This is a genomic window from Paraburkholderia nodosa, from assembly GCF_001718195.1.
Classification (GTDB): domain Bacteria; phylum Pseudomonadota; class Gammaproteobacteria; order Burkholderiales; family Burkholderiaceae; genus Paraburkholderia; species Paraburkholderia nodosa_A.
On the sequence record NZ_MCNV01000046.1, the window covers coordinates 1 to 21,690 of the forward strand.

The window sequence follows — 21,690 nt, forward strand, 5'->3', positions numbered from 1 at the left end:
CGAGCGGCTTCGATCGTCACGTCAAATTTAGATCTGAGCGAATGGGGCGACGCGTTTCCCGACAACCGCATCCTGGGCGCCGCGACGCTGGACCGGCTACGCCACGGCGCCTATCGCGTCGTGATCGAGGGCGAGAGCTTCCGCAAGCCCAAACCAATGCCAGGAGGCAGTGAAAACGCGGTTGCCAAATCGGGCAAAAAACCGCATTCTTGAGCCCGTTCGAATCTGCGCTTTACCCCCGTTTCTGCTGGCTCCATTACGCCGCCCATCCCCGGCTCGATTACGCCGCCCCGTGACAGCGAGCACCGGACGCCGACATTAGCGATTTGCTGCCGTTCAACTACGCGAAACGGCAAGCCGAAACGAGCGCGAACTGATCGGCCAATTGCGCGCCACCCATGAAGTCGGCGCGCAATACCCGAGTGCAGTCGTGGACATCGTCGGCCATGCCAGGCCGCCGCGATGCGGCCACGCTCGCCTCTCGGTTGCGAACGATTCTCGATCGGGTGTGGTGAATTTAGCGCTTACGGTTATCCCGCGTCGCCATCCCTCCAGCTTACTGCTCGGTTACGCGTGGAATTCGCGCTCGGGCAGGCGTGGAGTCAGCGTTCGGTTTGGCGTGGAATACGCCCTCATGGCCCATGGCAGGAGGTGCAATATGACTGCCGTCCAAGATTTTTTATGATCCTGGCGGGCGCGGCCATAATGGCTGAAAGTGAGCAGGCGTATGGAGGATATGCACAAGCCGGCCTTGCTGACCAAGAACCGGATGAGCTGTGACCCGCCCACTCTGATCGACCTCAATGGTCTGGATGCGTATGTCAAGGCTGCGCGCGAGCCTGTCCCCGGCCGCGTAGATGTCGATGAAGTCATGCTCATCGGCCAGGCCATCCGCGATCAGCCCGCTTCGCAATGCCTGCGCCTCGAGTTCCCTCGTCTGCTCCGTTTCCACCCCGGGCTGTCGCCTGATGTTGCGCACGAACTGAAGAACTGTATCCAGCAGGCAGTTGTTTCCCACCCCGCTGGCCCCCCTTCTCCGCGCTCGATTGCGCCAGAAACTCGTCAAGACTGCCATAGCTGCGAGCAAACTCGAACTGCTGCAGGACGGGCGCCTAGGCCGGCGCGGCACCCGCCAGGGGCGGGGAGGCGGCTGGGCACGTGCGGCGCGCGCAGGGGGGCGCGGGGCCCAGCTACTGCGAAGCGCGTGGCCGGGATCCAGGGCCCGGGGCGCTACCGCAGGCGCGCTTCGCGTGGCGTTGTGCGGCCCGGACGGTACGGCGTGCCGTTGTAGCTCGCGATCGCGTATTCGACCAGTTCCTCGAGCTCGTCGAGGGAAACATACAAACGCAGGCTACCCTTCGGATCAGCCAGCGCCCGCCGCAGATCGCGCGGATGCGAGCCGGTGTAGCCTAGCAGGCGCGACGACAGGCGGCTTGCGACGGTCCCGAAAAAACGCTCGATGTAGGGTCGCTCGTCCGGGCTGTGGCGCGGCCCCGCATCGACAAGGCACCCAACGAATTCACAAAGTGCCCTGATCGTGTCGTCGGCCAGGTTCGCTTTTGCGTTGTCGAGCTTCATACGTTCCCACACGGCATACGCGAGCTCCGGCATACGCTGCGACGCGAAACCCTCTTGCGCACCGTAGCCGAGTCCGGCGATCGTGAAGTCCTTCACGCGACGAGGCTCAAGCGCGTTTTCGATGGTCTTGATGACATCGTAGCGGCTGTACTCGCTCGCCAGCACGATGTGATAGCCCAGCACGACGCGCGTGTACACGTCGATGATCACCAGCAGCCAGACACGTTCCATTTCGAATTCGTGTTCAAATCCCAGCGGATCGCGCACCACGGACTTGGGGCAGATATCGAGCCGGTGGCCGTCGAATTCGACGACCTGACAGGGACGAGTCGCCGGCACCTTCACGTCGTCATCAAAGCGCGGCCCCCCCTTTCAGGTGCGATGCACCGGCGGCGCGCGCGGCTGTACCGAAACTGCGCAGCATTTCCGCCTTCAGCCGGCACGACAGGGAACGGATCGCATGCCCCGCGATGTTGAACGGATAATCCGCTGCAGTCAGGCCCACCGAGCGGCACTGGCGCAGGAACTCGTCATGCATCGCCTGCAGGCACGCGAAGACGCGTGCGCAGGTGTTACGGTCGGGATTCGAAGTTTAGGAGGCGAAGTTTAGGAGGCGAAGTGACGAATTTAATGCGGACTTATGCGAATTGACGCTTTTATTACGATTCAAAGGTAAATAAAACCGTCACGAGGGGCGCGCTTTGGCTCTTGGTTACAGGGAACGGGTAGTGTCAAATTTATTGCGTCCTACGTCGAGCGTGCCACGTATGTCGACCTGCTCGATAAAGATGCGAAGCAGATCGGTTTCCGCGGCAGGGCGGCTCGTGACCCCATTGATCACCACGACGCCGCCACGTTTGACAGCCCTCAGGCTGTCCGCCCAGGTCACGGCCCCGATGTTGTCACGACTGCATCAGTGCGGCGCGGCAACTGATCGGCGTGGCGGAATATCCGGTTGGCGCCGAGGCGCTCGGCGATCGCGGCACCCTCGTCATTGTGCGACGTGGCCACGAAGCCGGCAGCACAATCCATCTGAATGAGCGCAGTCGACATGCCGCCCGAAGCGGCTTGCACCAGCAAGGACGGCGGACGCTGCGCTCATACTCCGCCGTTGACCGGGGCACTCTCGCGCACTTTTATCAGGTATCACATAAGAGTCAACGTGCCACGAGGGCTGGCTCTCGCAGGAACGGTGTACGTCAGCCAGAAGCCTGGCGTCGATGCGAGCCGGCCGATGGATAGCTTGACGTCGATCCAGGTCTGTCACAAATCCGGAAACAGGGGCAACCATCACCGCGTGCCAAGTCAAATTCTGGATGCTGGAAGACGTCGTGCTTCCCAAACCTAGTGCCCCTTCTTCCATCGCACTCGGGAGACCTGTCATGCAAACCGGACTCACCACTGGTTTTTCTCACGTCAAGCCGCAGGACACGTCACTCACGCGCGGTGGGCTGCGCGATTTCTTTGTCTATCGTGATCTGGAAATCGTCAGGGGCACAAGGTGGTCGCGCAATATTAGGGCAAATCTTGCGCCAAAGTCGGACGCGGGCTGGCACCCGCATGAAGCAGATTTTCATATCGTCAGCATGCTCTAAGTCGGGGCGAGCTTCGTGTACACCGACAAGGAAACGCTCGTCGAAGCGGGTGATTGCGTGCATCAGGCGCCGTCCGTTTCGAACACGCGCCTGACATGGAGTACATCGAAATCGTGAGCCCTGCCGAATTTAAATCGGTAGACGCGGAAGCGCCGTGCCGGCGCCCAAGTAAGTATAAAGCGGCAGCAAGCGACACCCTGACGCATGCACAAGCTTGCCGCTGCACCTACAGTTGATATGTCCGCCGGTTACTGTGGCGGGTCACGAAGCCACGAACACGACCGGAGAAATTCATGCGCATCACGCTCCATCTCAGCACCTTCGACCGCCTTGACCCGAATGCCTATGCGATCCTTTGGCTCGACAACGACACCCACAAGTGGTCGCGCGAAGGTCATGCCGGTCTCCAATTCCCCGACTGGGGAAAGCTGCGGGTCGATGCTCGCGGCACGTTGGTGTGCGACCAGCAGAATGCGCGCCCCCTGTTCGTCCTCGACGGTCTCGCCGTGGAAGCCCAAACTGGCCCGTTCGAGGGGGAATCAGGCGAGGCACTCTGGTGCTGCACTGAATGCGAAAGCGGATCGGTCGTTGCAGGGCACTGGCATGTGCAGTGCGTCGACAAGGACACCGTGCTTGCCGAGCACAGCGTGTTTGCTGGGGACGAGGTCTGACCTCGGACGCGCCTTCGCCTCGTTGCATGCGAATCTTCGGTGAATCCCTGAAAGCCCGTGTCAGCGGGCTCGAACTATTCCAGTTCCGGAATGATGCGTCTGGTTAGGGACGAAGGATGCCGACGTCCAAATCGACCAACCGCTGGCCGATGACACGAACTGGCTTTTCGAGCATCGTGCTCAACAACGGCCTCACCCCGGCGCAAGCTGGGTATTCGTACTTTTGGTGCAATTTCTGGCGATCTGATCGAAAAACCTTAAATACCACCACCTTGCACTCCTTCGGCTAGTCAGCAAAGCCTTGTAGCGTGGGGCTTTGAGGAACGCAAGCGCCAAAAATTGCACCAAAGATCGTGTCAGAGTGCAAGTCCTGCCGGCACAATTCTTTTACCCTCATCCCTGACCGACGGAGATACGACCACGTTTAAAGCTCCCACACGCCCACTTAGACGACCCCTGCATCGCTTGCAACGGGAGCCACACTCTGGTCAGCGGCCCTACGCTGCCAAACGACTTTTGCAATCGAGATATCGCTATACACCGCCCCCTTGAGCGCTCCGTTTGCGGAATTAAGGGTCGCCTCCGTACGCTTGCCGCCGGCGAGGAATCTGTACGGGGCGTCTTCACCGAGACCTGCGAGCTGTCCTTTGATGCCTGCGAAGCGCGCGGTCTTGCGATTTGACTCGTAGAAGCTCGTCTTCCTATCGATTACTCGCAAGAGGTGTCGAATGGCAAGCGACTTGGGTCGCCGCGTCCCTGCACCGATTTCAGCTGATCGGTACTGACCTTAAACCTCGGAAACTTCATTTCCACTCCCGTACGAAACTCCGCCGCTTCATCAGCCCAAATTTTCGGCAGATCAATGTCGGGATCCAGTGTTCTGTCCCAGAAATAATTTTGCATAGCCGAGCCACTTTCTGGAATTGAATCGGCAGTCGCGGTCCACACGAACGGCCGGCCGTGTTGGTTGTACTGCTCGATATATCGCTCGCTGGTGATGAGTTGCCGCACGTTCTTGAACGACCCTCGACGGATCGCCTGCTGTGTAATCAGGCCAAACCAGCGTTCAACCTGATTCAGCCAGCTTGAGTAAGTCGGCGTGAAGTGCATGTGGTAACGCGTATGCCTGGCCAGCCACGCCCAGACCTTGGGATGCTTGTGTGTCGCATAGTTGTCGACGATCAGATGCACATCGAGATTGGCAGGCACCGCCTGATCCACATGCCTGAGAAACGCCAGGAATTCCTGATGTCGGTGGCGCGGCTTACATTGCGCAATAACTTCACCCGTTGCCGTATTGAGCGCGGCGAACAACGACAGATATCGGGCCACCGAACTCTTCGAAATCCCTGTCTGCGCAGCAGCGGAGCGCACGCTCCAGTGCGTTGCCCCATCCGGCTTCTCATGCAGCATCCTCGCAAGCAATTCCGCGACTGCTTCATCATCATGCGTGCGAGGCCGGCCTGGACGGGCTTCATCATGCAGACCGGCAAGTCCGTGGGCAACAAAGCGCTTCTTCCAGTGCGTAATTGCAGGCGGTGTTACTTCGCACTGCGTCGCAATTTCTTGACCGGTATGACCGTCAGCGGCCATCAAGATAATCTTTGCCCGGCGCACGAGAGAGTGAGGCAGCGAACGCGAGCGGCTCATTGAGAGCAATTGCTCTCGGCTCCAGCTCCGACACGACAAGCTCGATTCCTTTGCGTCCCATGATCGCCCCCAACTCACCGTGATTCGATCATAGAACAATATGAATTTACGTAAAGTTATTTCTGGGACAGAACACTAGATCCTTCCAAATACCCGTGCAATATCCCGCGCGAAACTTCGTGTCAGGATTCTGAGGCGGCTATGTGATGGAGCCTGGGATCGACTACGACGAGATCGAGACCTTCGTGGTGCCGAAAAACACCACGTATATCGTCCGTGCCGAAATGGACCACTACGACGAAGACCCGGAGGACGAAGTCGGCGCTTCCTGCATCGTTGCGGTCACCATGCAGCCTCAAAGAAATGATAAGTATTGCCGTAGACGTGAACGACTTGATACCGGGGCCGGCGGCGACGTAGTCGATAGCCCTCATCGAGCCCCTTCAGGTTCCGCCGTTGGAAGGGACGGCTGTGTCGACCAAGGCCGCGCCACATGGGCTAGCCAGCCAATAAATGAAAGTACTGATTCGGCTCCAGCACGGCCGATTTGAGGCGGTTGTAGAGAAGAACGCCTGGCTCTACACGCGTTGCTGACTCCACAGATGTTGCCGTGTAGTGTGCTTGAAGGGCACGTCCGCCGCTGTATGAGCAGACGAATGAGTTGCCTCTCTTGATTGACGGGCACGAGCGCGACGATAAACTACGTCAGATGGACTCCCTACACGGTACCGACGTAAATCGCAGCGCCAGCATATTGCGCGAGGATGGCGAGTTCACGCTCTACCGGGTCCAGCCCACCGGCAGCACCGGCAGTGTGCTGGTGGTACGTCCCGCCGACGAACATCCCCCAACCGCCCTTCTCGAACGCCTCGCTCACGAGTTCGCGCTGAAGGACGTACTCAACAGTCAGTGGGCAGCGCGCCCTTTGAAGCTGGTGCGCGATGACGCACGGATGGTACTAGTGCTCGAGGATCCGCTTGGCGAACTGCTCGAGCGGCAAATCGGCGGACCTGGCGAGGTGGGGCATGTGTTGTCCCTCGCTGTGGGCATTGCAGCGGCGCTGGGTAAAGTCCATCAGCACGGCCTCGTGCATAAGGACATCAACCTGCGCATATTCTGGTGGACTGCGTCGACGGCCACGTGCGGCTCACTGGCTTTGGCAGCGCCTCTCGACGCACGTATGAACGGCAATCGCCGGAACCGCCGGAAACGATCGTCGGTACCCTCGCCTATATGGCGCCTGAGCAGACTGGGCGGATGAACCGCTCGATCGATTCGCGCAGCGACCTCTACGCATTCGGAGTCACGCTCTATCAGATGCTCACAGGGACCCTGCCGTTCACCGCGGCCGACCCGATGGAGTGGGTACATTGCCATGTTGCACGCAACCCGGATCAGCAGATCCGCGGCAGTTGCTCGCCCGAAAGCCAGTCGGCAATGCGCCGGCCACCGAATTTCGTCTCAATCTGAACGAAGCCATGCGCGTCCTCGACCACTTCGCCGATGCGCGCCGCCGCCACGCCCAACGGATGCGCGCGCATCGCCGCGAGCAGTTGCGGCGCGTCGCCGCTTGCGCAGATCGCGACCAACTTGCCTTCGTTGGCGACATAGAGCGGATCGAGGCCCAGCAGCTCACACGCCGCATCGACTTGCGGCAGCACGGGAATCGCGCGCTCCTGAATGCGCATCCCGACGCCCGACTGGCCGGCGATCTCGTTGAGGGTCGTGGCAAGCCCGCCGCGCGTGGGGTCGCGCAGCACGCGCACGCGAGGCGTGACGGCAAGCATGTCCGCCACGAGCGTGTGCAGCGCGGCGCTGTCCGAGCGGATCTGCGTTTCGAAGCCCAGGTCCTCGCGCTGCGACATGATCGCCACGCCATGTTCGCCGATCGTGCCCGAGAGCAGCACGACATCGCCGGGCCGCGCCTGCGAGCCGTCGATATGAATGCCCGCGGGCACGACGCCGATGCCGTTCGTGGTGATGAACACACCGTCGCCCTTGCCGCGCTCGACGACCTTGGTGTCGCCCGTCACGATCGGCACGCCGCACGCGTGCGACGCCGCGGCCATCGACTCGACGATGCGGCGAAGATCCGCCAGCGGGAAGCTCTCCTCCAGGATGAAGCTCGCGCTGAGATACGAAGGCCGCGCGCCCGCCATCGCGACGTCGTTGACGGTGCCGTGCACGGCGAGGCTGCCGATGTCGCCACCTGGAAAGAACAGTGGCGAGACGACGTGCGCGTCGGTGGTCATCACCATGCGCTCGCCTGGGCCTTGCGCAAGCGGCGCGAACGCGGCCTGGTCGTTGCCCTGGCGCAGCCATTCGTTGTCGAAGGCCGCGACGAACAGCTCGCGGATCAGTTGCGCCGACGCGCGGCCGCCCGCGCCGTGGCCCATGTCGATGCGGCCGTCGCGAAAGTTCAGGGGCCGCACGAAGGCGGGCTTGACCGAAGATGGGTGGGCTGGGCTCATGCTGCGACAACCGGAATATCCTTGAAACGACCATAAGAGTAATGCGCGGCGCACGCGCCTTCGCTCGACACCATGCACGAGCCGATCGGATTCTCGGGCGTGCAGACCGTGCCGAACAGCGTGCAGTCGCGCGGGTGCTTGAGACCGCGAAGGATCGCCCCGCACTCGCACTTGCGATGATCGGCGACGGGCCGGTAGACGAGTTCGTAGCGGCTTTCCGCGTCGTAGCGCGCGTACTTCGGGCGAATGCGCAGCGCGCTCGCCGGGACCTCGCCCAGGCCACGCCACTCGAACGACTCGCGCGTTTCGAACACGTCCTGCATTAGCGCCTGCGCGGCCGCATTGCCCGCGCGCGTGACGGCGCGTGCGAATTCGTTCTCCACCTCGGCGCGGCCGTCGTTGACCTGGCACACGAGCAAGAGGATCGCCTGCAACACGTCGAGCGGCTCGAACCCGGCGATCACGACCGGCTTGCGATACCCCTGCGCGAAGGCCTCGTAAGGCGCGGAGCCGATCACGATGCTCACGTGCGCGGGGCCGACGAAGCCGTCGAGCGGCACCGCGTTCGCGTCGACGGACGGCGCGGCGAGCAGCTGAGTGATGGCGGCGGGCGTGAGCACGTGGCAGCACAGCACGCTGAAGTTCTCCGCGCCGCTGGCCGCCGCCTCGCGCACGACGAGCGCGGTGGGCGGCGTGGTGGTCTCGAAGCCGATTGCGAAAAAGACCAACTCACGCTCGGGATGCTCGCGCGCGATGCGCAGCGCGTCGCGCGGCGAATACACCATGCGAATGTCCGCACCGCGCGCCTTGGCACGCTGGAGCGACAGGCCGTCCGAGGCCGGCACGCGCATCGTGTCGCCATAGGTGCAGAGGATCACGCCGCGTTCGAGCGCGAGGCGAATCGCCAGATCGATGCGCCCGATCGGCAGCACGCAAACCGGGCAGCCGGGACCGTGGATCATCCGCACGTTTTGAGGCAGGAGATCGGCCACGCCGTAGCGGGAAATCGCGTGCGTGTGACCGCCGCAGAACTCCATGAACTGGTAGCGGCGCTCGATCTGCGTCTGCGCCTGGATGCGCCCGGCAATGCGCGCGGCGAGTTCGCCGTCGCGGAATTCGTCGACGTATTTCATTGCGCGGCTCCGGGTTGCGCGATGGGCGCGTCATGCGCCTCGCCAAGCGACTGGGCGACTTCGCCGAACAGCGCGAGCGTGCGCTCGGCCTCTTCCGGGTCGATCACGCCCAGCGCAAAGCCGACATGCACGATCACGTAATCGCCCGGGCGCGCGTCTGGCACGAGCGCGAGCGAGACCGTCTTGCGCACGCCCCCGAGATCGACGACGGCCGTTTCGGCGTCAGACCATTCGATGAGCCGTGCGGGAATAGCTAAACACATGGGCTAACTCCTGATTCTTGGCGCAGTCGCGAGCATCGCGCGTAACTGCGGATCGTATGCGGCAACCCAAGCTTGGCCAAGCGCGAGGCCGGCGTCACCACAGGGTACTGTGCCGGGCATGTGGGTGCGCACCCCGCGCGTCGCGAGAGACGTGCGCAGATGCGCGGCGAGCAGCCGGTTTGCGAAGCAACCGCCGCCAAGGAGCACGGAGCGACCTTGCGCGGCGAGCGTGGCCCAGTGGGCGAGCGCCGCAGCCAGTGCGAGATGAAAGACGGCGGCGCCGCGCGCGGCTTCGCCCGCGTCCGCGAGCGTCAGCAACTCGGCGAGGAGCGGACGGAGGTCAAGCTCGCCGTTGTCCGTGACTTGCCACAGGTCCGCCACATCGGGGGCCTCGTGCGCGTCGAGGTAGCCGCTCGCGAGCCTTTCGAGTGCGATGGCCGCCTCGGCTTCGGCGCGCTGGCGCAGGCACACGCCGAGCAGTCCCGCCGCAGCGTCGAACCACCGTCCCGCGCCGGTGCTCGGCGGGCAATTGCGGCTGCGCGCGAGCATGACGCCGACCGTGCGCGCGGCGTTATCGCCCACGGCGGCCGCGAAGCGCTGGTCGATTTCGTCGCTGCGCCCGAGCGCGTGCAGGGCGGCGGCGGCCATGCGCCAAGGCTCGCGCGCCGCGACGTCGCCGCCGGGCAGCGCGAGCGGCGTGAGACTGCCCAGGCGCCGCCAGCCGGCGGGCGCCACTTCCAGCAGTTCGCCGCCCCAAGCGGCGCCGTCCGTGCCGAGACCCACGCCGTCGAGCGCGAGGCCGACAACGTGCTCGCTCAACCCGTGCTCGGCCGCGACCGCGCCGATGTGCGCGTGATGATGCTGAACGGCGACGGTCGGCACGCCGAGCCGCTCGCCCCATTCGAGCGCGACGCGCGTGCTGTAGAAGTCGGGATGCAGATCGTGCGCGATCGCGCGCACGGGCCGCCCCGCGCGCGCGGCGGCCTCGACGAGCGCGGCCACCGACGTATCGAGCGCCACGCAGTGCGCCGGGTCGTCGAGATTGCCGTGCAGCGGCGACCAGTGCACCTCGCCGCCGATGCACACGCACGCGGCGTTCTTCAGCCACGCGCCGGTGGCGAGCACCGTATGATCGCCGAGGGCATGCGGCAGGTGCTGCACATGCGCCGTCATACGGCGTCTCCGGCGCGCCGCTGCTCAGCGCGCAACGCCGCAAGCTCGCTCTCCAGCACGCCGATGCGCTCGACAATCGGGTCGCGCGCACGCGCGATCCAGTCGAGCCACGCATCGAGGCCTTCGCCGGTCGTGGCCGAGAGCCGGATCACTTCGATCGACGGATTCACGCGGCGCGCATACGCGATGCACTGCTCGACGTCGAACTGCACATAAGGGAGCAGGTCAATCTTGTTGACGATCATGAGGCGCGCGGCTGCGAACATGTCGGGATACTTGAGCGGCTTGTCCTCACCCTCCGTCACCGAGAGGATCGCGACCTTCGCCTCCTCGCCGAGATCCCACACCGCGGGGCAGACGAGATTGCCGACGTTCTCGATGAACAGCACGCTGCGCGGTGCGTGGGACGCGAGGGACGCGTGCTCGTGAGCATGGTCGTGCAGCGACAGCCGCCCGAAGGCCGCCGTGACCATCGCCGCGTCGAGATGGCAGCCCTTGCCCGTGTTCACCTGGATCGCGGGCGCACCGGCCGCGCGAATGCGCTCGGCGTCGTTCGCCGTCTGCTGGTCGCCCTCGATCACGCCGACGGGCAGACCCGGCATCCGCTCGCGCAGCGCGGCGATCGACGCGCACAGCAGCGTCGTTTTCCCCGAGCCCGGGCTCGACACGAGATTCAGCGCACGCACGTCGTGTGCCGCGAATTGCCGCCGGTTGGCGGCGGCATGGCGATTGTTCTCGCCCAGCACATCCTGCTCGAGCTTGATGGTGCGCCCTTGGTCGAGGCCGGGCACCGTCACGCCCGCTGGCCCGAGGCCGTAGTCCAGGTCTTGGCCCGATGCGCCCGGGTGGGCGTGGGAATGAGAGCCGGAGTGGCCGTGCGCCTGCGCGCCCTCGTGCCCCTGAGCGGCGTTTTGCCGATCGCCGGGGCTGTCGCACCCGCATACCACGCACATGTTGCTTCTCCTTGCGCTAATCCGATGATTGTCAGGCATCGTCGACTGTCAGGTCGACGATGCGCAGCTCCGTGCCGCCGTTCGGCTGGAGCCAGTAGCCGCCGCAGTGTGCGCAGGGGTCGCCGCGCACGGCCAGCGGCACGGTCGCGTTGCAGGTCATGCACCACGCGCTGCCCGATGGTTCCTCGACCTCGACGCGCGCGCCGGCAAGGCAAGTGCCAGTGGCGATTGCTTCGAGGGCGAAGCGCAGCGCCTCGACCTCGACGCCCGCGAGTCGCCCGACTTCGAGCCTCAGCACCTTCACGCGGACAAAGCGCTCGCGCTTGGCGGCCGCTTCGACCGATGCCAGCACGCCGCCGGCCAGGCTTACTTCATGCATATCGTCGGTTCCGCCCGGTCGAGCGCATAGGCGATACACGGATCGAACGCGCCCATCCACACGCCTGCGTGCGCGGCGAACGCTCCATCGCCGGGCGCGGGGTCGAGTCGCGACAAGGCTTGCGCGAGCGTGCCCTGGCGGTGAAAATTCCACTCGGTCGGCGCGACCACGCGGTAGTCCTCGATGCGCGCCGTATCGTCCGGCGCGAGTCGCACCCAATGGACCAGCACGCCGCGCGCCATCTCGCACCAGCCGAGCGCCTCACCGGGCGCGCACGTCAGCGCGCCAAAGCGCAGCGCACGCGCGCCGTCGGCCGCCGCTAGCCGCACCACGTCCGCGACGCGCGCGCCAAGCCGCAGCCAGGGCGTATCGTAGTCCAGCGCGCACGGATCGTCGCTACGCGTCCACACGCCGGTCTCCGCGGGCTGGCCGCGTTGCAGGGGAGCGTGCGCGAAAGCCGGACTCCCGGCAATCGCTGTGGCCAGTTCGCTCAACCGCGCTTCGTCGATCACGAGTGGCCGCGGCGTGGCACGGGTCGTATCGGCGTATGGACGGCAGTCTGCCAGCAACCGGGCCGGGAACGTCTTGGCCCGCGCGCTCCAGGCGCTAAGGCAGCCACGCGGATCGTCCGCCCAGTGTGCGAGCCATTTGCACCCAGGCATGCCGAGAACATGCCGCTCCACCCAGTCGGGCGAGCCTGCCGCTTCGACATCGGGCAGCCTATGCGGCGCGGCGGCGGCAAGCCTCACGGGCCAGTCGGTCCAGATGCAGCGCAGCTGCACGGCGAGCGTTTCGCGCGTAAGCATCGAGGTATGAGCCGCTTTGACGGCATCCTCCCGCTCGTGCACCGCTGAGCCGCCCGCCGCGCCGACGGCAAGTTCCGCGCAGAGTCGGTGCGCGAGTCCGCACAGCGCGAACAGCGCCGAAAGCCGCGACGCGGCGGTTGCCGCCGGTTGCCCGCGCAGCAGCGTGGCGGCGAGCGGCGGGCGGCCGCCCGCGATGCTGTCCTGCCGGCCGGGGCGCACCCGGTATTGCCCGGCCAGCGTCGCCGCATTCATGCAGCGCTCCCGAACGCGCCCGGCCGCAACAGGAACGCGCGCCGCGACGCGCGCGGCGCAATGCCCGCTGGGTCGCCGTTCCCATCGCCCTTCGCGCCGACTTCCCCGCCGCGCAACTGCGCGAGGACGGCCTGCGCGGTGGCGACGGCGCTCTCCTGGCCGGCGAATTCGAACATTGGCGAAAAGAGCGAACAGCACGCATACGCGCCCACGCCTTGCACGTGCGCGCCGATCCATTCGACGTTGCCTACGCGCAAGCGTGCCTTGCCGCACGGCCGCGGACATGGCACCGAATCCTGCATCGCGCCGGGCGGCCTGAGGAGATTCATGGACCACGGCGTGATCAGCACGCCGAGCCAGGCACCTCGCGCCCCGGCCTCCCCGGGCATCGGGGCGAAGCCGATTGCCTCGACGGGCAAGGCGCGATTCACGACCGGCAGATCGCGCATCGCACCGTTGGCGACCGTCTCGAAGTGCGCGACCAGCGCCGCCACCCGTGGCTCGCCGCGCGGGGTGTCTCGCACGATGGCGCGCGCGGTCAAGCCGCGTCCCCCACCACCATGAACTGGTCCGCCGCGCCGTCGCAAACGGGGCAGCGCCAGTGCGCGGGAAGCGCCGCGAACGGCACGTGGGGCGGAATCTGCCAGACCGGGTCGCCTTGTTCGGGATCGTAGATCCACCAGCAGATCTTGCATTCGAGGCGCGTATGAGCCGCGATGCGGCTGCTATCGCCGAGATAGCTGCCCTCGAATTGCATCATGCGATCGTTCATCGTCACGCTTCGCCTACCCACTCGATCAACCGGGCGAGGCGCTCGCACGAATCGGCGATGTCTTCCGGCGCGGCGCGCACGACCTCCGGCAGATCGGTGATCTCGATCGTGTTCAGGATCAGCGTATCCTGCGAGTTGAAATACGCAACGCGCCAGCAGTTTGCGATCGCCGTGCTGCCCACGCGGCAATTTCCGTAGCCGCGCGCGAGCACCTGCACGGAGCCCTCGCCCAGCATGGCGTCGATCAGTTGTTCATCCCCCGGCGACAACGGCAGGAGCGTCAAGTTGACGACATGGGGCGCGTCCCCGGCACGCCAGCGCGCAACATGATCGCGCGCCTCGCTCAGGACCGACGGCGCGTTCATCACGCCCGGTGGCAACGACCCCGGCAACGGCGCCATCGGCTGCGTCCCCTCTGCGGGCCGCGCGAGGAGCGCCGGTGCTGCACCGATTTCGAGGCGGTCGGCCGCGCTCGCGCCACCGGGCTCGACCACGCGCCACAGCCCGGTTAACACCGTCTCCTGGATCAGGACGCTGCACCGCTGCGCATTGTCGATGCGCGCGCTGACCTCGCCCTCGCCCAACACGTCGTTGAGAATGCGCAGCGCCACCGCGTCGCAGGTCGTCAGGTCGATCGCTTCGGGCGGCGTGCCGGGTTCGTATGCCGCCAGCACGCGCAGTACATCGCGCAGCACGCCGCGCGCGGCGTCGAGCGCCCGCGCGTCGGCGCGCTCGGGCAGCGGCGGCGCTACATAGGTGCGCATGCCTTGCGGCATCGGCAGATAGTCGAGCACCGCATCGCCCTCGTCCTGGCTGCCGTGGCCGAATGGCACGACGGGAACGGGAAACGGAGTCATGGACATGGTTGGCAATCCCGATGATTGATCGATGTTCAATCGACGCTTGGTAACGGATAGTGACAATCCGCCGAAGCGCCGGCGGCGTTGACGGGAATGCCGACCGAAGGCACCCGCGTAGTCGGCTGCGCGAGCGCATGGGCGACGTTGGCCACGTAATCGTCCCAGTCCATCATGCCCGCGAGCGTCGTGACATAGCCGCCGTCGCGCAGCCACAGCAATGCGGGCCAGCGCTGAGAGCCGACGCGGCGCGCGATCGCGTCCTCGCCTTCGCGCGTCGCCACAGCCACGCGCAATGGGCGGCCAAAGCGGCCCTCCGCGAGGCGCGCGAGTTCGGGCAGCACCACGGCCACGTCGAGGGATTCGGGAAAGCGCACCGGGTCGCCCGCAAGCAGCACGACGCATTCGCCGCTATCCGCCAGCCAGTCGTCGAGTGTGCGTTCGTCCACGAACTCGGCGTGTCCGTCGTCGATCAGCCGCTGCACCACGGGCGCCACCTCATGCGCGGCGCCGCCCGTATTTGTCACGTCGATTCCTTGGTGGACCGGTGAGTGCCGCGCGCCGCCAGTCAGCCGGATCAGGTCGTCCACGCCGAGCGCGGACGACAATTCAAAATGCGCGCTCGCGCGGGCCATGGCGGCATCGCCCGCCAGCGCCCGCTCGACAAGCGAGAGCGTCGCGTCGATCTCCGCCGCGCGCGTCGCGTCGAGCTTCTCGCGCGCCGCGTCCAGAAAGACCAGCAGCCATTCACCGGCGCTGCACGGGCCAACCAGCGACGTGTCGATGCGGCGGCGCTCGCAGCGCCCGTCGCAGGACGCCTGCAAGCCCTGCACCTCGGTTACCCGCATCGGCACGCCTACGCACACGACGGCGGCTCCTCGCGGCGCGTGCGCAGCAGCACGCGCTCGTCGCCGGTGCGGCACGCATCGGCTTCGCTCGGCCGCTCGCCTTCGTAGCGCGCGAGCGCGAGATGCGGCAGCGTGACCGCCTCGTCGGCGCGCAGCGGGGTGCGGCGCGGCGAGGGTTCACCGCACCATGCGGCAAGGCGCTCGACGCCCAGTTCGAGCGCGCGCTCCAGCGACGCGTTCATGGCGGGCCGCAAGCTGCCGCCGTAATCGTCCACTTCGTCGGGCTGGCAGCCGACCAGCAGCACGCGGCGCGGATACCGGCCGGTCAGGCGCGCGAGCATCAGCACCTCCTGGAAGCCGGTCTGGTGCAGGCTCATCTTGCGCACCCCGAGAAACGCCGGAACGTCATCATCCTCAACGATCTTCAGCGTGCCGGGCGCGAGACCGTAATCGACCGCGTCGAAAATCAACAGGCTGTCGGCGGCCTGGACGTACTGGACCAGATACAGCCCTTGCGTGCCGCCGTCCATGAGGCTCACGTGCGGGGCGAATTCGAAGCGCTGCTGGAGCGCCTCGATGCAGCGCACGCCAAAGCCCTCGTCGGCCCACAGCACGTTGCCGATGCCGAGCACGACGATGGCGGGCGCGCCGCTTTGCGGGGAAGTCAGCATCGCGGCCTCACTTCTTGAACGTGCGGTGGCCCGAGATCATCGAGCCGACCACGCTCTGGCGGCCCATGATGTCCTCGCGAATCGCCGCATAGACATGCAGGATCACGAAGATCATGATCGCCCACATGCCGAGGTGATGCGTGGTGTGCACGCCTTGCGACTGGCCGAACAGCGGACGCACCCAGCCAAACGCAATCTGCTGCCACGAACCCGCCTGCGCGCCTTCGCCGTACAGCGCGAAGCCGGTCACGATCATGAACAGGGAGACCAGTAGGAACACGAAGAACATTGCGAGTCGCGACAACGGATTGTGCCCGCTGAACTGGCACGGCGTGGGCCCGACAAACGCGTAGTAACGCAGCATGGCGAACATGGCGAGCCAGTACTCGCGCGAGAACACCGGCACCCAGAACATCTCGCGCGCATGGTGATTGCCGACAATGGCCCAATAAGCGCGGCCCGCGAGTCCGATGGCGAACAGGTAGGCGGCGGTGAAATGCGCGAAGCGGATATAGCCCATCAGTAAATGCGCGCTTGCCTCGCCGGGCTGCGTGGGAAGCGGCGAGCCGATCAGGTAGCCGGTCACCGCGAGCACCACGATCGACGCCGCGTTGATCCAGTGCCAGACGCGCACCGGCGCTTCGTACACGTAAATCGCCTCGGCGGGCGGAACGGTGTCGCGCGCCTCTTCGCGTCGGGAATACGATTGCATCGTCATCATCCTTTCTTGGCCGCCACTGCGTCGGCGAGCGCAGGCGTCGCAGCGGCCTAGTGTTAGCGCACGGTCACGGCGGTCATTTCAGCGCCGTCCTCGCTCATCACGTGCGTCGAGCACGCCATGCAAGGATCGAACGAATGCAGCGAGCGCAGGATCTCGACAGGCTGCTCGGGGTTCGCAATGGGCGTGTTCATGAGGCTCGCCTCGAATGCGCCGATCTGCCCTTTAGCGTCGCGTGGGCCGCCGTTCCAGGTGCTCGGCACGACGCACTGGTAATTCTCGATGCGGCCATCCTTGATCCTGATCCAGTGGCCGAGCGCGCCGCGCGGCGCGGCGACCGCGCCCACGCCCTTCGCTTCGGCGGGCCACATCGACGGGTCCCACTTGTCGACGTTCGCGGTCGAGGTGTCGCCGTTGCGGATGTTGTCGATGAGGCTTTGCCAGTCGTCCGCCATCATCTCGGCGCAATACTCCGCTTCGAGCGCGCGGGCGAGCGTGCGGCCGATGGTGGTCGGCAACAGTTGTTTCGCGCCGAGCGAGGTTTCGGGCAAGCCGAGCAGCTTCGGCATGCCTTGGTTCACGGCGACGAGCGAGGTTTCGATCTGCTCCTTCGTGCGCCCGCAATGCGCATTGCCCTGCTGCGCGTGCGCGTAGCCCAGGATGTAGCGCGCGAGCGGTCCGACCTCCATTGCGTGCCCGCGCCAGCGCGGCGACTTGACCCACGAGTATTTCGCGCTCTCGTCGATCGACTCGATCGCGGTGCGCGTGCCCTTCGTGTTGGGCCCCAGTTCGTAATGCGGCTCGGTAATCCCGTCCCAGGGATGCAGCCCGCGGTCGTTGTCCGGGTATTGATACCAGGAGTGCGCAACGAACTCCTGCACTTGCTCGGGGTCGCGCGGATCGACCGGCAGGATCGTGTTCCAGTCGCCGTTGAGGATCGCGCCGCCCGGCATCTGGTTGGTGGATGGGTTGTAGTTGACGAGCGGATACGCGCCGTAGTCCATCACGTTGGTCGCGGCGAGGCCGCCGCCATGCAGCCAGCCGCGCGCCTTGTAGATCGTGCCGATTGCAAGCAGATCGGGCACGTAGACGTTGCGACAGAACGTGATCGCTTCGTCGATGAGCGACTTGACGAAGTTCAGGCGCTCCATGTTAATCGGTGCACCGGCGGCGAGATCGCCGTCGATATTGATCGCGCACGGCACGCCGCCCACTAGGTAGTTCGGGTGCGGATTCTTGCCGCCGAAGATCGTATGAATCTTGACCCACTCCTTTTGCAGGTCGAGCGCTTCGAGGTAGTGTGTGACGGCCATCAGGTTAGCTTCCGGCGGCAGCACGTAGGCGGGGTTGCCCCAGTAGCCGTTCATGAACGGCCCGAGCTGGCCGCTTTCAACGAACTTGCGCAGGCGCGTCTGCACGTCGCGGAAATAGCCCCGCGACGACATCGGATGCACGGGCGAGACGCGTTGCTGCAACTCGGACGTGGGCTTGGGGTCGGCCTTCAGCGCCGATACCACATCGACCCAGTCGAGCGCGTGCAGGTGGTAGAAGTGCACCACGTGGTCGTGCACCTGCAATGTCTTCGCCATGATTTCGCGGATCAGGTGCGCGTTCGGCGGAATGCGGATGTCGAGCGCGTCCTCGACGGCGCGCACGGAGGCGAGTGCGTGACATCCCGTGCACACGCCGCAAATGCGCTCGACGAATGCCCACGCGTCGCGCGGATCGCGCCCCTTGAGAATGACTTCGAGCCCGCGCCACATGGTGCCGGTGGAGACGGCGTTGCGGATCACGTTGTTCGAATCGACATTGACCTCGACGCGCATGTGGCCTTCGATGCGCGTGACCGGATCGACGACGATGCGCCGCCCGCTGTTGTCGAGCTGAAACCCCTGGGTGGAAATGGCTGTCATGCTTGTTTTTTCCTGTATTGCTTCCTATGCTTGTCGGCGGCGCCCCGGCGCGGGGCGCTAGATGCGGCTATCGGCCGTCGCGGTCTTGCCTCGCGTCGCGCTTCGATTTGGCGCGCTGAATCGCCGAAGCGGCCGCATGCGCCGCGGCAGCGGCGCCCACCACGACGGCCGCGGTGCCACCAATTTTGTCGGCGTTCGCTTCGACGCCGAACTGGTTGATCTGGGTGAGCCGGTCGTAGAAGGAGCCCTTGTCCCAGAAGCCGTCCTCGGAGCAGCCGATGCAGCCGTGGCCCGCCTGAATGGGGAAGCTCGTGCCGCCGTTCCAGCGCACGGTCGAGCAGGCGTTGTAGGTCGTCGGGCCCTTGCAGCCGACCTTGTAGAGGCAGTAGCCGCGCCGTGCCGCATCGTCGTCCCACGACTCGACGAACTGGCCAGCGTCGAAATGGGGACGGCGGTAGCACTTGTCGTGAATGCGCTGGCTGTAGAACAGCTTCGGGCGCCCCTGGCGGTCCAGCTCCGGCATGCGGTCGAACGTGAGCATGTAGGTCATCACGCCCGTCATCACCTCGGCGATCGGCGGGCAGCCGGGCACCTTGATGATCGGCTTGTCGGTGATAACCTTATGGATCGGCACCGCCCGCGTCGGGTTCGGCTTCGCCGCCTGCACGCAGCCCCACGACGCGCACGAGCCCCACGAGATCACGGCCTTCGCGTCCTTCGACACACGGCGCAACTGATCGATGAACGGCTTGCCGCCGATAATGCAGCTCATGCCGTCCTGGTTCAGCGGCGGATTGCCTTCGACCGCGAGGATGTAGTTGCCGCGGTACTTCGTCATCACTTCTTCGAGGATCGCCTCGGCCTGATGCCCCGCGGAGGCCATCAACAGGTCGTCGTAGTCGAGCGAGATCATCGAGAGCACGACGTCCTTCGCCAGCGGGTGCGCCGAACGGATGAACGACTCCGAGCAGCACGTGCATTCGAGCCCATGCTGCCAGAGCACCGGCGTGCGCGGCTTGGTCTCCATCGCGTGGGCGATCTTCACCATGAATGCGGGGCCGAGACCGAGCGACGTCGCCGTCAGCGAGCAGAATTTGAGGAAGCTGCGGCGCGAAATCCCTTGACGTCGCATGACTTCATAAAACGTTTCGATCACTGTGTGGTTCCTTGATGGCCATCGGGTCGGCGACGCCGACATGCGGTTGCGTCTCGGGGCGCCCATTGTCGGCGTTTAGCGTTCTCAAATACAAGATTCGTGCCAGCTTCGTGCGCACCCGGTCCAAACCGGCCTCAGACATGGCGTTGATCTAGATATGCCGTTCACGTCATCAATTTTCAGTCGTCGCAAAACCAGTTGGGGGTCGCCTTCTTAGCACGTCCAGCTTCTCTGGCAACGAGCCTCAAACACCGTGTGGTTAGTGGTTATTGCCCACGCAGTACGCGCCAGTTTGTTGGCAAGCGCGCAAGCTACGACATTCGAGTGTCGCCTTGTCATCATTGATCGCACCCAGTCGGCCAGACGACCCGTTTGCTTATCGAGCCGGATCATGTAGGCGCGCACGAGTAACCGACGGATGTTTTTGTCGCCGCGACGACTGATGCCGAGCAGGTTATTTCGGCCGCCCGTACCGTGTTGCCGTGGTACGAGTCCAATCGCCGCCGCGAAATCACGACCACATCGGTACTGCTTGCCGTCACCCATTTCTGAGGACAACACACTTGCCGTGATGACGCCAATGCCGGGAATGGTCATCAGCCGTTGACCAACCTCATCGTCCGAGACTTGGCGCGCGATGTCTCTTTCGAGCTGACCAATCTGCTCTTCGAGATACTTAACGTGAAGACGCAAACGCTCAATGATCGCTACGAGCTTTGGCGGCAACGGATGCTCCGCAAGGACAGCCGGTAGACGCCTGATCGTTGCAGATCCAATGGGCAAGCTAACGCCGAACTCGAGCAGGAACCCATGTATCTGGTTGACGGCCTTGGTACGATCCCTGACCAGCGATTCACGAACACGATGCAGCGTCGAAAGCGTTTGCTGGGATTCAGTCTTCGGTGTCACAAATGCATCGCTGGTCGGCAAGCGGCCTCACAGATAGCTTCTGCGTCGACGAAATCATTCTTGTTCGATTTGACGAACGGGCGCACGAATTGCGGCGAGATCAGCTTGACGTTATGGCCGAAAGAGGCGAGTAGGCGAGCAGTATGATGAGCGCCGGCGCAAGTCTCCATTGCCTCGGTGCACGGGTGAAACGTGGAGAAGAACTCAACCAGCTGCTTCCGGCTCAACTTCTTGCGGAACACGGCTTTCCCACGTTTGTCCTGCCCATGCAAGTGGAATCTGTGTTTGCCGAGATCTATTCCAACCAGCGTCACCGTGTCCATGATGGTATCCAAACGGTTTGGGATTTCGAAAGCTTACGCGCTCGAGGGGGCAGGAGGGACCATCCCATTAGTGTCACAACTTCGACGGTAAATGTGTCATCAACAACCACACCCGTCGCGGGGAAATCAACAAGATTCCGGATGAAATCCGTAGCTTGGCGCCCGCGAACTGAAAGTGTCACCTGAGAAACCGCGCGAACTGTCACCAAGGTGGTCCGGCCGCAGTGGTGCCGATAAGCGCCCCTTTCCTGGCCGCAAGGTAGCGCAATGCAAACTCTTGTTATTGGATGTTGAAGCGATCCGGGGCAAGCCGCCCGACGAGCCCCGCGCGCATCGCCATGAACACGCGCTGGCTCTATTCGATCGACTCCATGCGCGACTCACAACCGCGCTGGAAATGCTCTCGCACAAACCGACACCAGGACTACCCCTGCACCTTTAGAACCATGACCCCGAGCATTTCCGCCCGCTTGCTCGCATCCTCAGGCGTTGCGCAACAGTCAATCCAGAAGTCGGTTCCTTCCACGCGAATCGCATAGGGCGGCACATCGTCACGGCATTCGTCCTGTCTTTAAATGACCACTTGAGCAGAACCTTCT

The 21,690-nt window shown here is 64.6% G+C and carries 22 protein-coding genes and 4 pseudogenes; 4 read left to right on the forward strand and 22 right to left on the reverse strand.

Annotated features, from left to right (window positions below; genetic code table 11):
- Positions 1–213: ATP-binding protein (locus tag BFD71_RS37220; RefSeq protein WP_176733018.1), on the forward strand; the 213-nt coding region annotated here is incomplete at its 5' end.
- 466 nt (positions 214–679) lie between these two features.
- Here BFD71_RS37220 and BFD71_RS37225 read toward each other — a convergent pair.
- From BFD71_RS37225 to BFD71_RS41870, 4 genes are all read right to left on the reverse strand, one after another.
- A complete protein-coding gene (locus tag BFD71_RS37225) occupies positions 680–1,018 on the reverse strand; it encodes a hypothetical protein (RefSeq protein ID WP_069269191.1) in 339 nt (112 codons plus the stop codon).
- A 212-nt stretch (positions 1,019–1,230) separates the two neighbouring features.
- A complete protein-coding gene (locus BFD71_RS42985) occupies positions 1,231–1,809 on the reverse strand; it encodes a hypothetical protein (protein WP_370684347.1) in 579 nt (192 codons plus the stop codon).
- 121 nt (positions 1,810–1,930) lie between these two features.
- Positions 1,931–2,116, reverse strand: coding sequence for a hypothetical protein (locus BFD71_RS42990; RefSeq protein ID WP_370684348.1), 186 nt, complete (start codon positions 2,114–2,116; stop codon positions 1,931–1,933).
- Between the two features lie 347 nt (positions 2,117–2,463).
- Entirely contained in the window at positions 2,464–2,631 is a 168-nt protein-coding gene (locus BFD71_RS41870; RefSeq protein ID WP_218108692.1) for a hypothetical protein, read from the reverse strand.
- Positions 2,632–2,960: 329 nt separating this feature from the next.
- Between BFD71_RS41870 and BFD71_RS39965 the strand changes: the two are divergent.
- A pseudogene (locus tag BFD71_RS39965) lies at positions 2,961–3,409 on the forward strand (cupin domain-containing protein).
- Between the two features lie 57 nt (positions 3,410–3,466).
- Positions 3,467–3,844, forward strand: coding sequence for a DUF3564 family protein (locus BFD71_RS37240; protein WP_069269193.1), 378 nt, complete (start codon positions 3,467–3,469; stop codon positions 3,842–3,844).
- A gap of 875 nt (positions 3,845–4,719) precedes the next feature.
- Here BFD71_RS37240 and BFD71_RS39975 read toward each other — a convergent pair.
- Together BFD71_RS39975 and BFD71_RS41875 are read right to left on the reverse strand one after the other, a co-directional pair.
- A pseudogene (locus tag BFD71_RS39975) lies at positions 4,720–5,555 on the reverse strand (IS630 family transposase); the annotation flags it as partial.
- Between the two features lie 121 nt (positions 5,556–5,676).
- Positions 5,677–5,928 (reverse strand): hypothetical protein, encoded by a 252-nt coding sequence (locus BFD71_RS41875; protein WP_069269195.1) that lies wholly within the window; start codon positions 5,926–5,928, stop codon positions 5,677–5,679.
- A gap of 275 nt (positions 5,929–6,203) precedes the next feature.
- Between BFD71_RS41875 and BFD71_RS37255 the strand changes: the two are divergent.
- Positions 6,204–6,886 (forward strand): annotated as a pseudogene (locus tag BFD71_RS37255) (serine/threonine protein kinase); the annotation flags it as partial.
- 2 nt (positions 6,887–6,888) lie between these two features.
- Here the strand turns inward: BFD71_RS37255 and hypE are convergent.
- From hypE to BFD71_RS37335, 16 genes and pseudogenes are all read right to left on the reverse strand, one after another.
- Positions 6,889–7,965 carry a hydrogenase expression/formation protein HypE gene (hypE, locus tag BFD71_RS37260; RefSeq protein ID WP_069269197.1) on the reverse strand — a complete coding sequence of 359 codons (1,077 nt, stop codon included), beginning with the start codon at positions 7,963–7,965 and terminating at the stop codon, positions 6,889–6,891.
- A complete protein-coding gene (gene hypD / locus BFD71_RS37265; protein ID WP_069269198.1) occupies positions 7,962–9,098 on the reverse strand; it encodes a hydrogenase formation protein HypD in 1,137 nt (378 codons plus the stop codon). The genes hypE and hypD overlap by 4 nt, the downstream gene beginning before the upstream one ends.
- Positions 9,095–9,361 (reverse strand): HypC/HybG/HupF family hydrogenase formation chaperone, encoded by a 267-nt coding sequence (locus BFD71_RS37270; RefSeq protein ID WP_069269199.1) that lies wholly within the window; start codon positions 9,359–9,361, stop codon positions 9,095–9,097. The genes hypD and BFD71_RS37270 overlap by 4 nt, the downstream gene beginning before the upstream one ends.
- 3 nt (positions 9,362–9,364) lie before the next feature.
- Positions 9,365–10,534, reverse strand: a complete 1,170-nt coding sequence (locus tag BFD71_RS37275) for a Kae1-like domain-containing protein (protein ID WP_069269200.1) — start codon at positions 10,532–10,534, stop codon at positions 9,365–9,367.
- A complete protein-coding gene (gene hypB / locus BFD71_RS37280; protein WP_069269201.1) occupies positions 10,531–11,487 on the reverse strand; it encodes a hydrogenase nickel incorporation protein HypB in 957 nt (318 codons plus the stop codon). Before hypB ends, BFD71_RS37275 begins: the two co-directional genes overlap by 4 nt.
- 31 nt (positions 11,488–11,518) lie before the next feature.
- Complete coding sequence (locus BFD71_RS37285) at positions 11,519–11,866, reverse strand: hydrogenase maturation nickel metallochaperone HypA/HybF (protein ID WP_069269202.1); 348 nt, start codon at positions 11,864–11,866, stop codon at positions 11,519–11,521.
- Positions 11,854–12,924, reverse strand: a complete 1,071-nt coding sequence (locus tag BFD71_RS37290) for a hydrogenase maturation factor HoxV/HupK (protein WP_069269203.1) — start codon at positions 12,922–12,924, stop codon at positions 11,854–11,856. The genes BFD71_RS37285 and BFD71_RS37290 overlap by 13 nt, the downstream gene beginning before the upstream one ends.
- A complete protein-coding gene (hybE, locus tag BFD71_RS37295; RefSeq protein WP_141710942.1) occupies positions 12,921–13,448 on the reverse strand; it encodes a [NiFe]-hydrogenase assembly chaperone HybE in 528 nt (175 codons plus the stop codon). The genes BFD71_RS37290 and hybE overlap by 4 nt, the downstream gene beginning before the upstream one ends.
- 14 nt (positions 13,449–13,462) lie before the next feature.
- Positions 13,463–13,696, reverse strand: a complete 234-nt coding sequence (locus BFD71_RS41105; protein ID WP_069269204.1) for a rubredoxin — start codon at positions 13,694–13,696, stop codon at positions 13,463–13,465.
- Positions 13,697–13,698: 2 nt separating this feature from the next.
- Complete coding sequence (locus BFD71_RS37305; RefSeq protein ID WP_069269205.1) at positions 13,699–14,559, reverse strand: hydrogenase expression/formation protein; 861 nt, start codon at positions 14,557–14,559, stop codon at positions 13,699–13,701.
- Positions 14,560–14,588: 29 nt separating this feature from the next.
- Positions 14,589–15,401, reverse strand: a complete 813-nt coding sequence (locus BFD71_RS42995) for a HypC/HybG/HupF family hydrogenase formation chaperone (protein WP_370684349.1) — start codon at positions 15,399–15,401, stop codon at positions 14,589–14,591.
- Between the two features lie 8 nt (positions 15,402–15,409).
- On the reverse strand, positions 15,410–16,072 hold the full coding sequence (locus BFD71_RS37315; RefSeq protein ID WP_069269206.1) for a HyaD/HybD family hydrogenase maturation endopeptidase: 663 nt from the start codon (positions 16,070–16,072) through the stop codon (positions 15,410–15,412).
- 7 nt (positions 16,073–16,079) lie between these two features.
- Complete coding sequence (cybH, locus tag BFD71_RS37320; RefSeq protein WP_069269207.1) at positions 16,080–16,790, reverse strand: Ni/Fe-hydrogenase, b-type cytochrome subunit; 711 nt, start codon at positions 16,788–16,790, stop codon at positions 16,080–16,082.
- Between the two features lie 56 nt (positions 16,791–16,846).
- Complete coding sequence (locus tag BFD71_RS37325) at positions 16,847–18,703, reverse strand: nickel-dependent hydrogenase large subunit (protein ID WP_069269208.1); 1,857 nt, start codon at positions 18,701–18,703, stop codon at positions 16,847–16,849.
- A 67-nt stretch (positions 18,704–18,770) separates the two neighbouring features.
- On the reverse strand, positions 18,771–19,859 hold the full coding sequence (locus tag BFD71_RS37330; RefSeq protein ID WP_256095090.1) for a hydrogenase small subunit: 1,089 nt from the start codon (positions 19,857–19,859) through the stop codon (positions 18,771–18,773).
- A gap of 213 nt (positions 19,860–20,072) precedes the next feature.
- Positions 20,073–21,091: pseudogene (locus BFD71_RS37335) on the reverse strand (IS110 family transposase).
- Positions 21,092–21,690 lie beyond the last annotated feature (599 nt).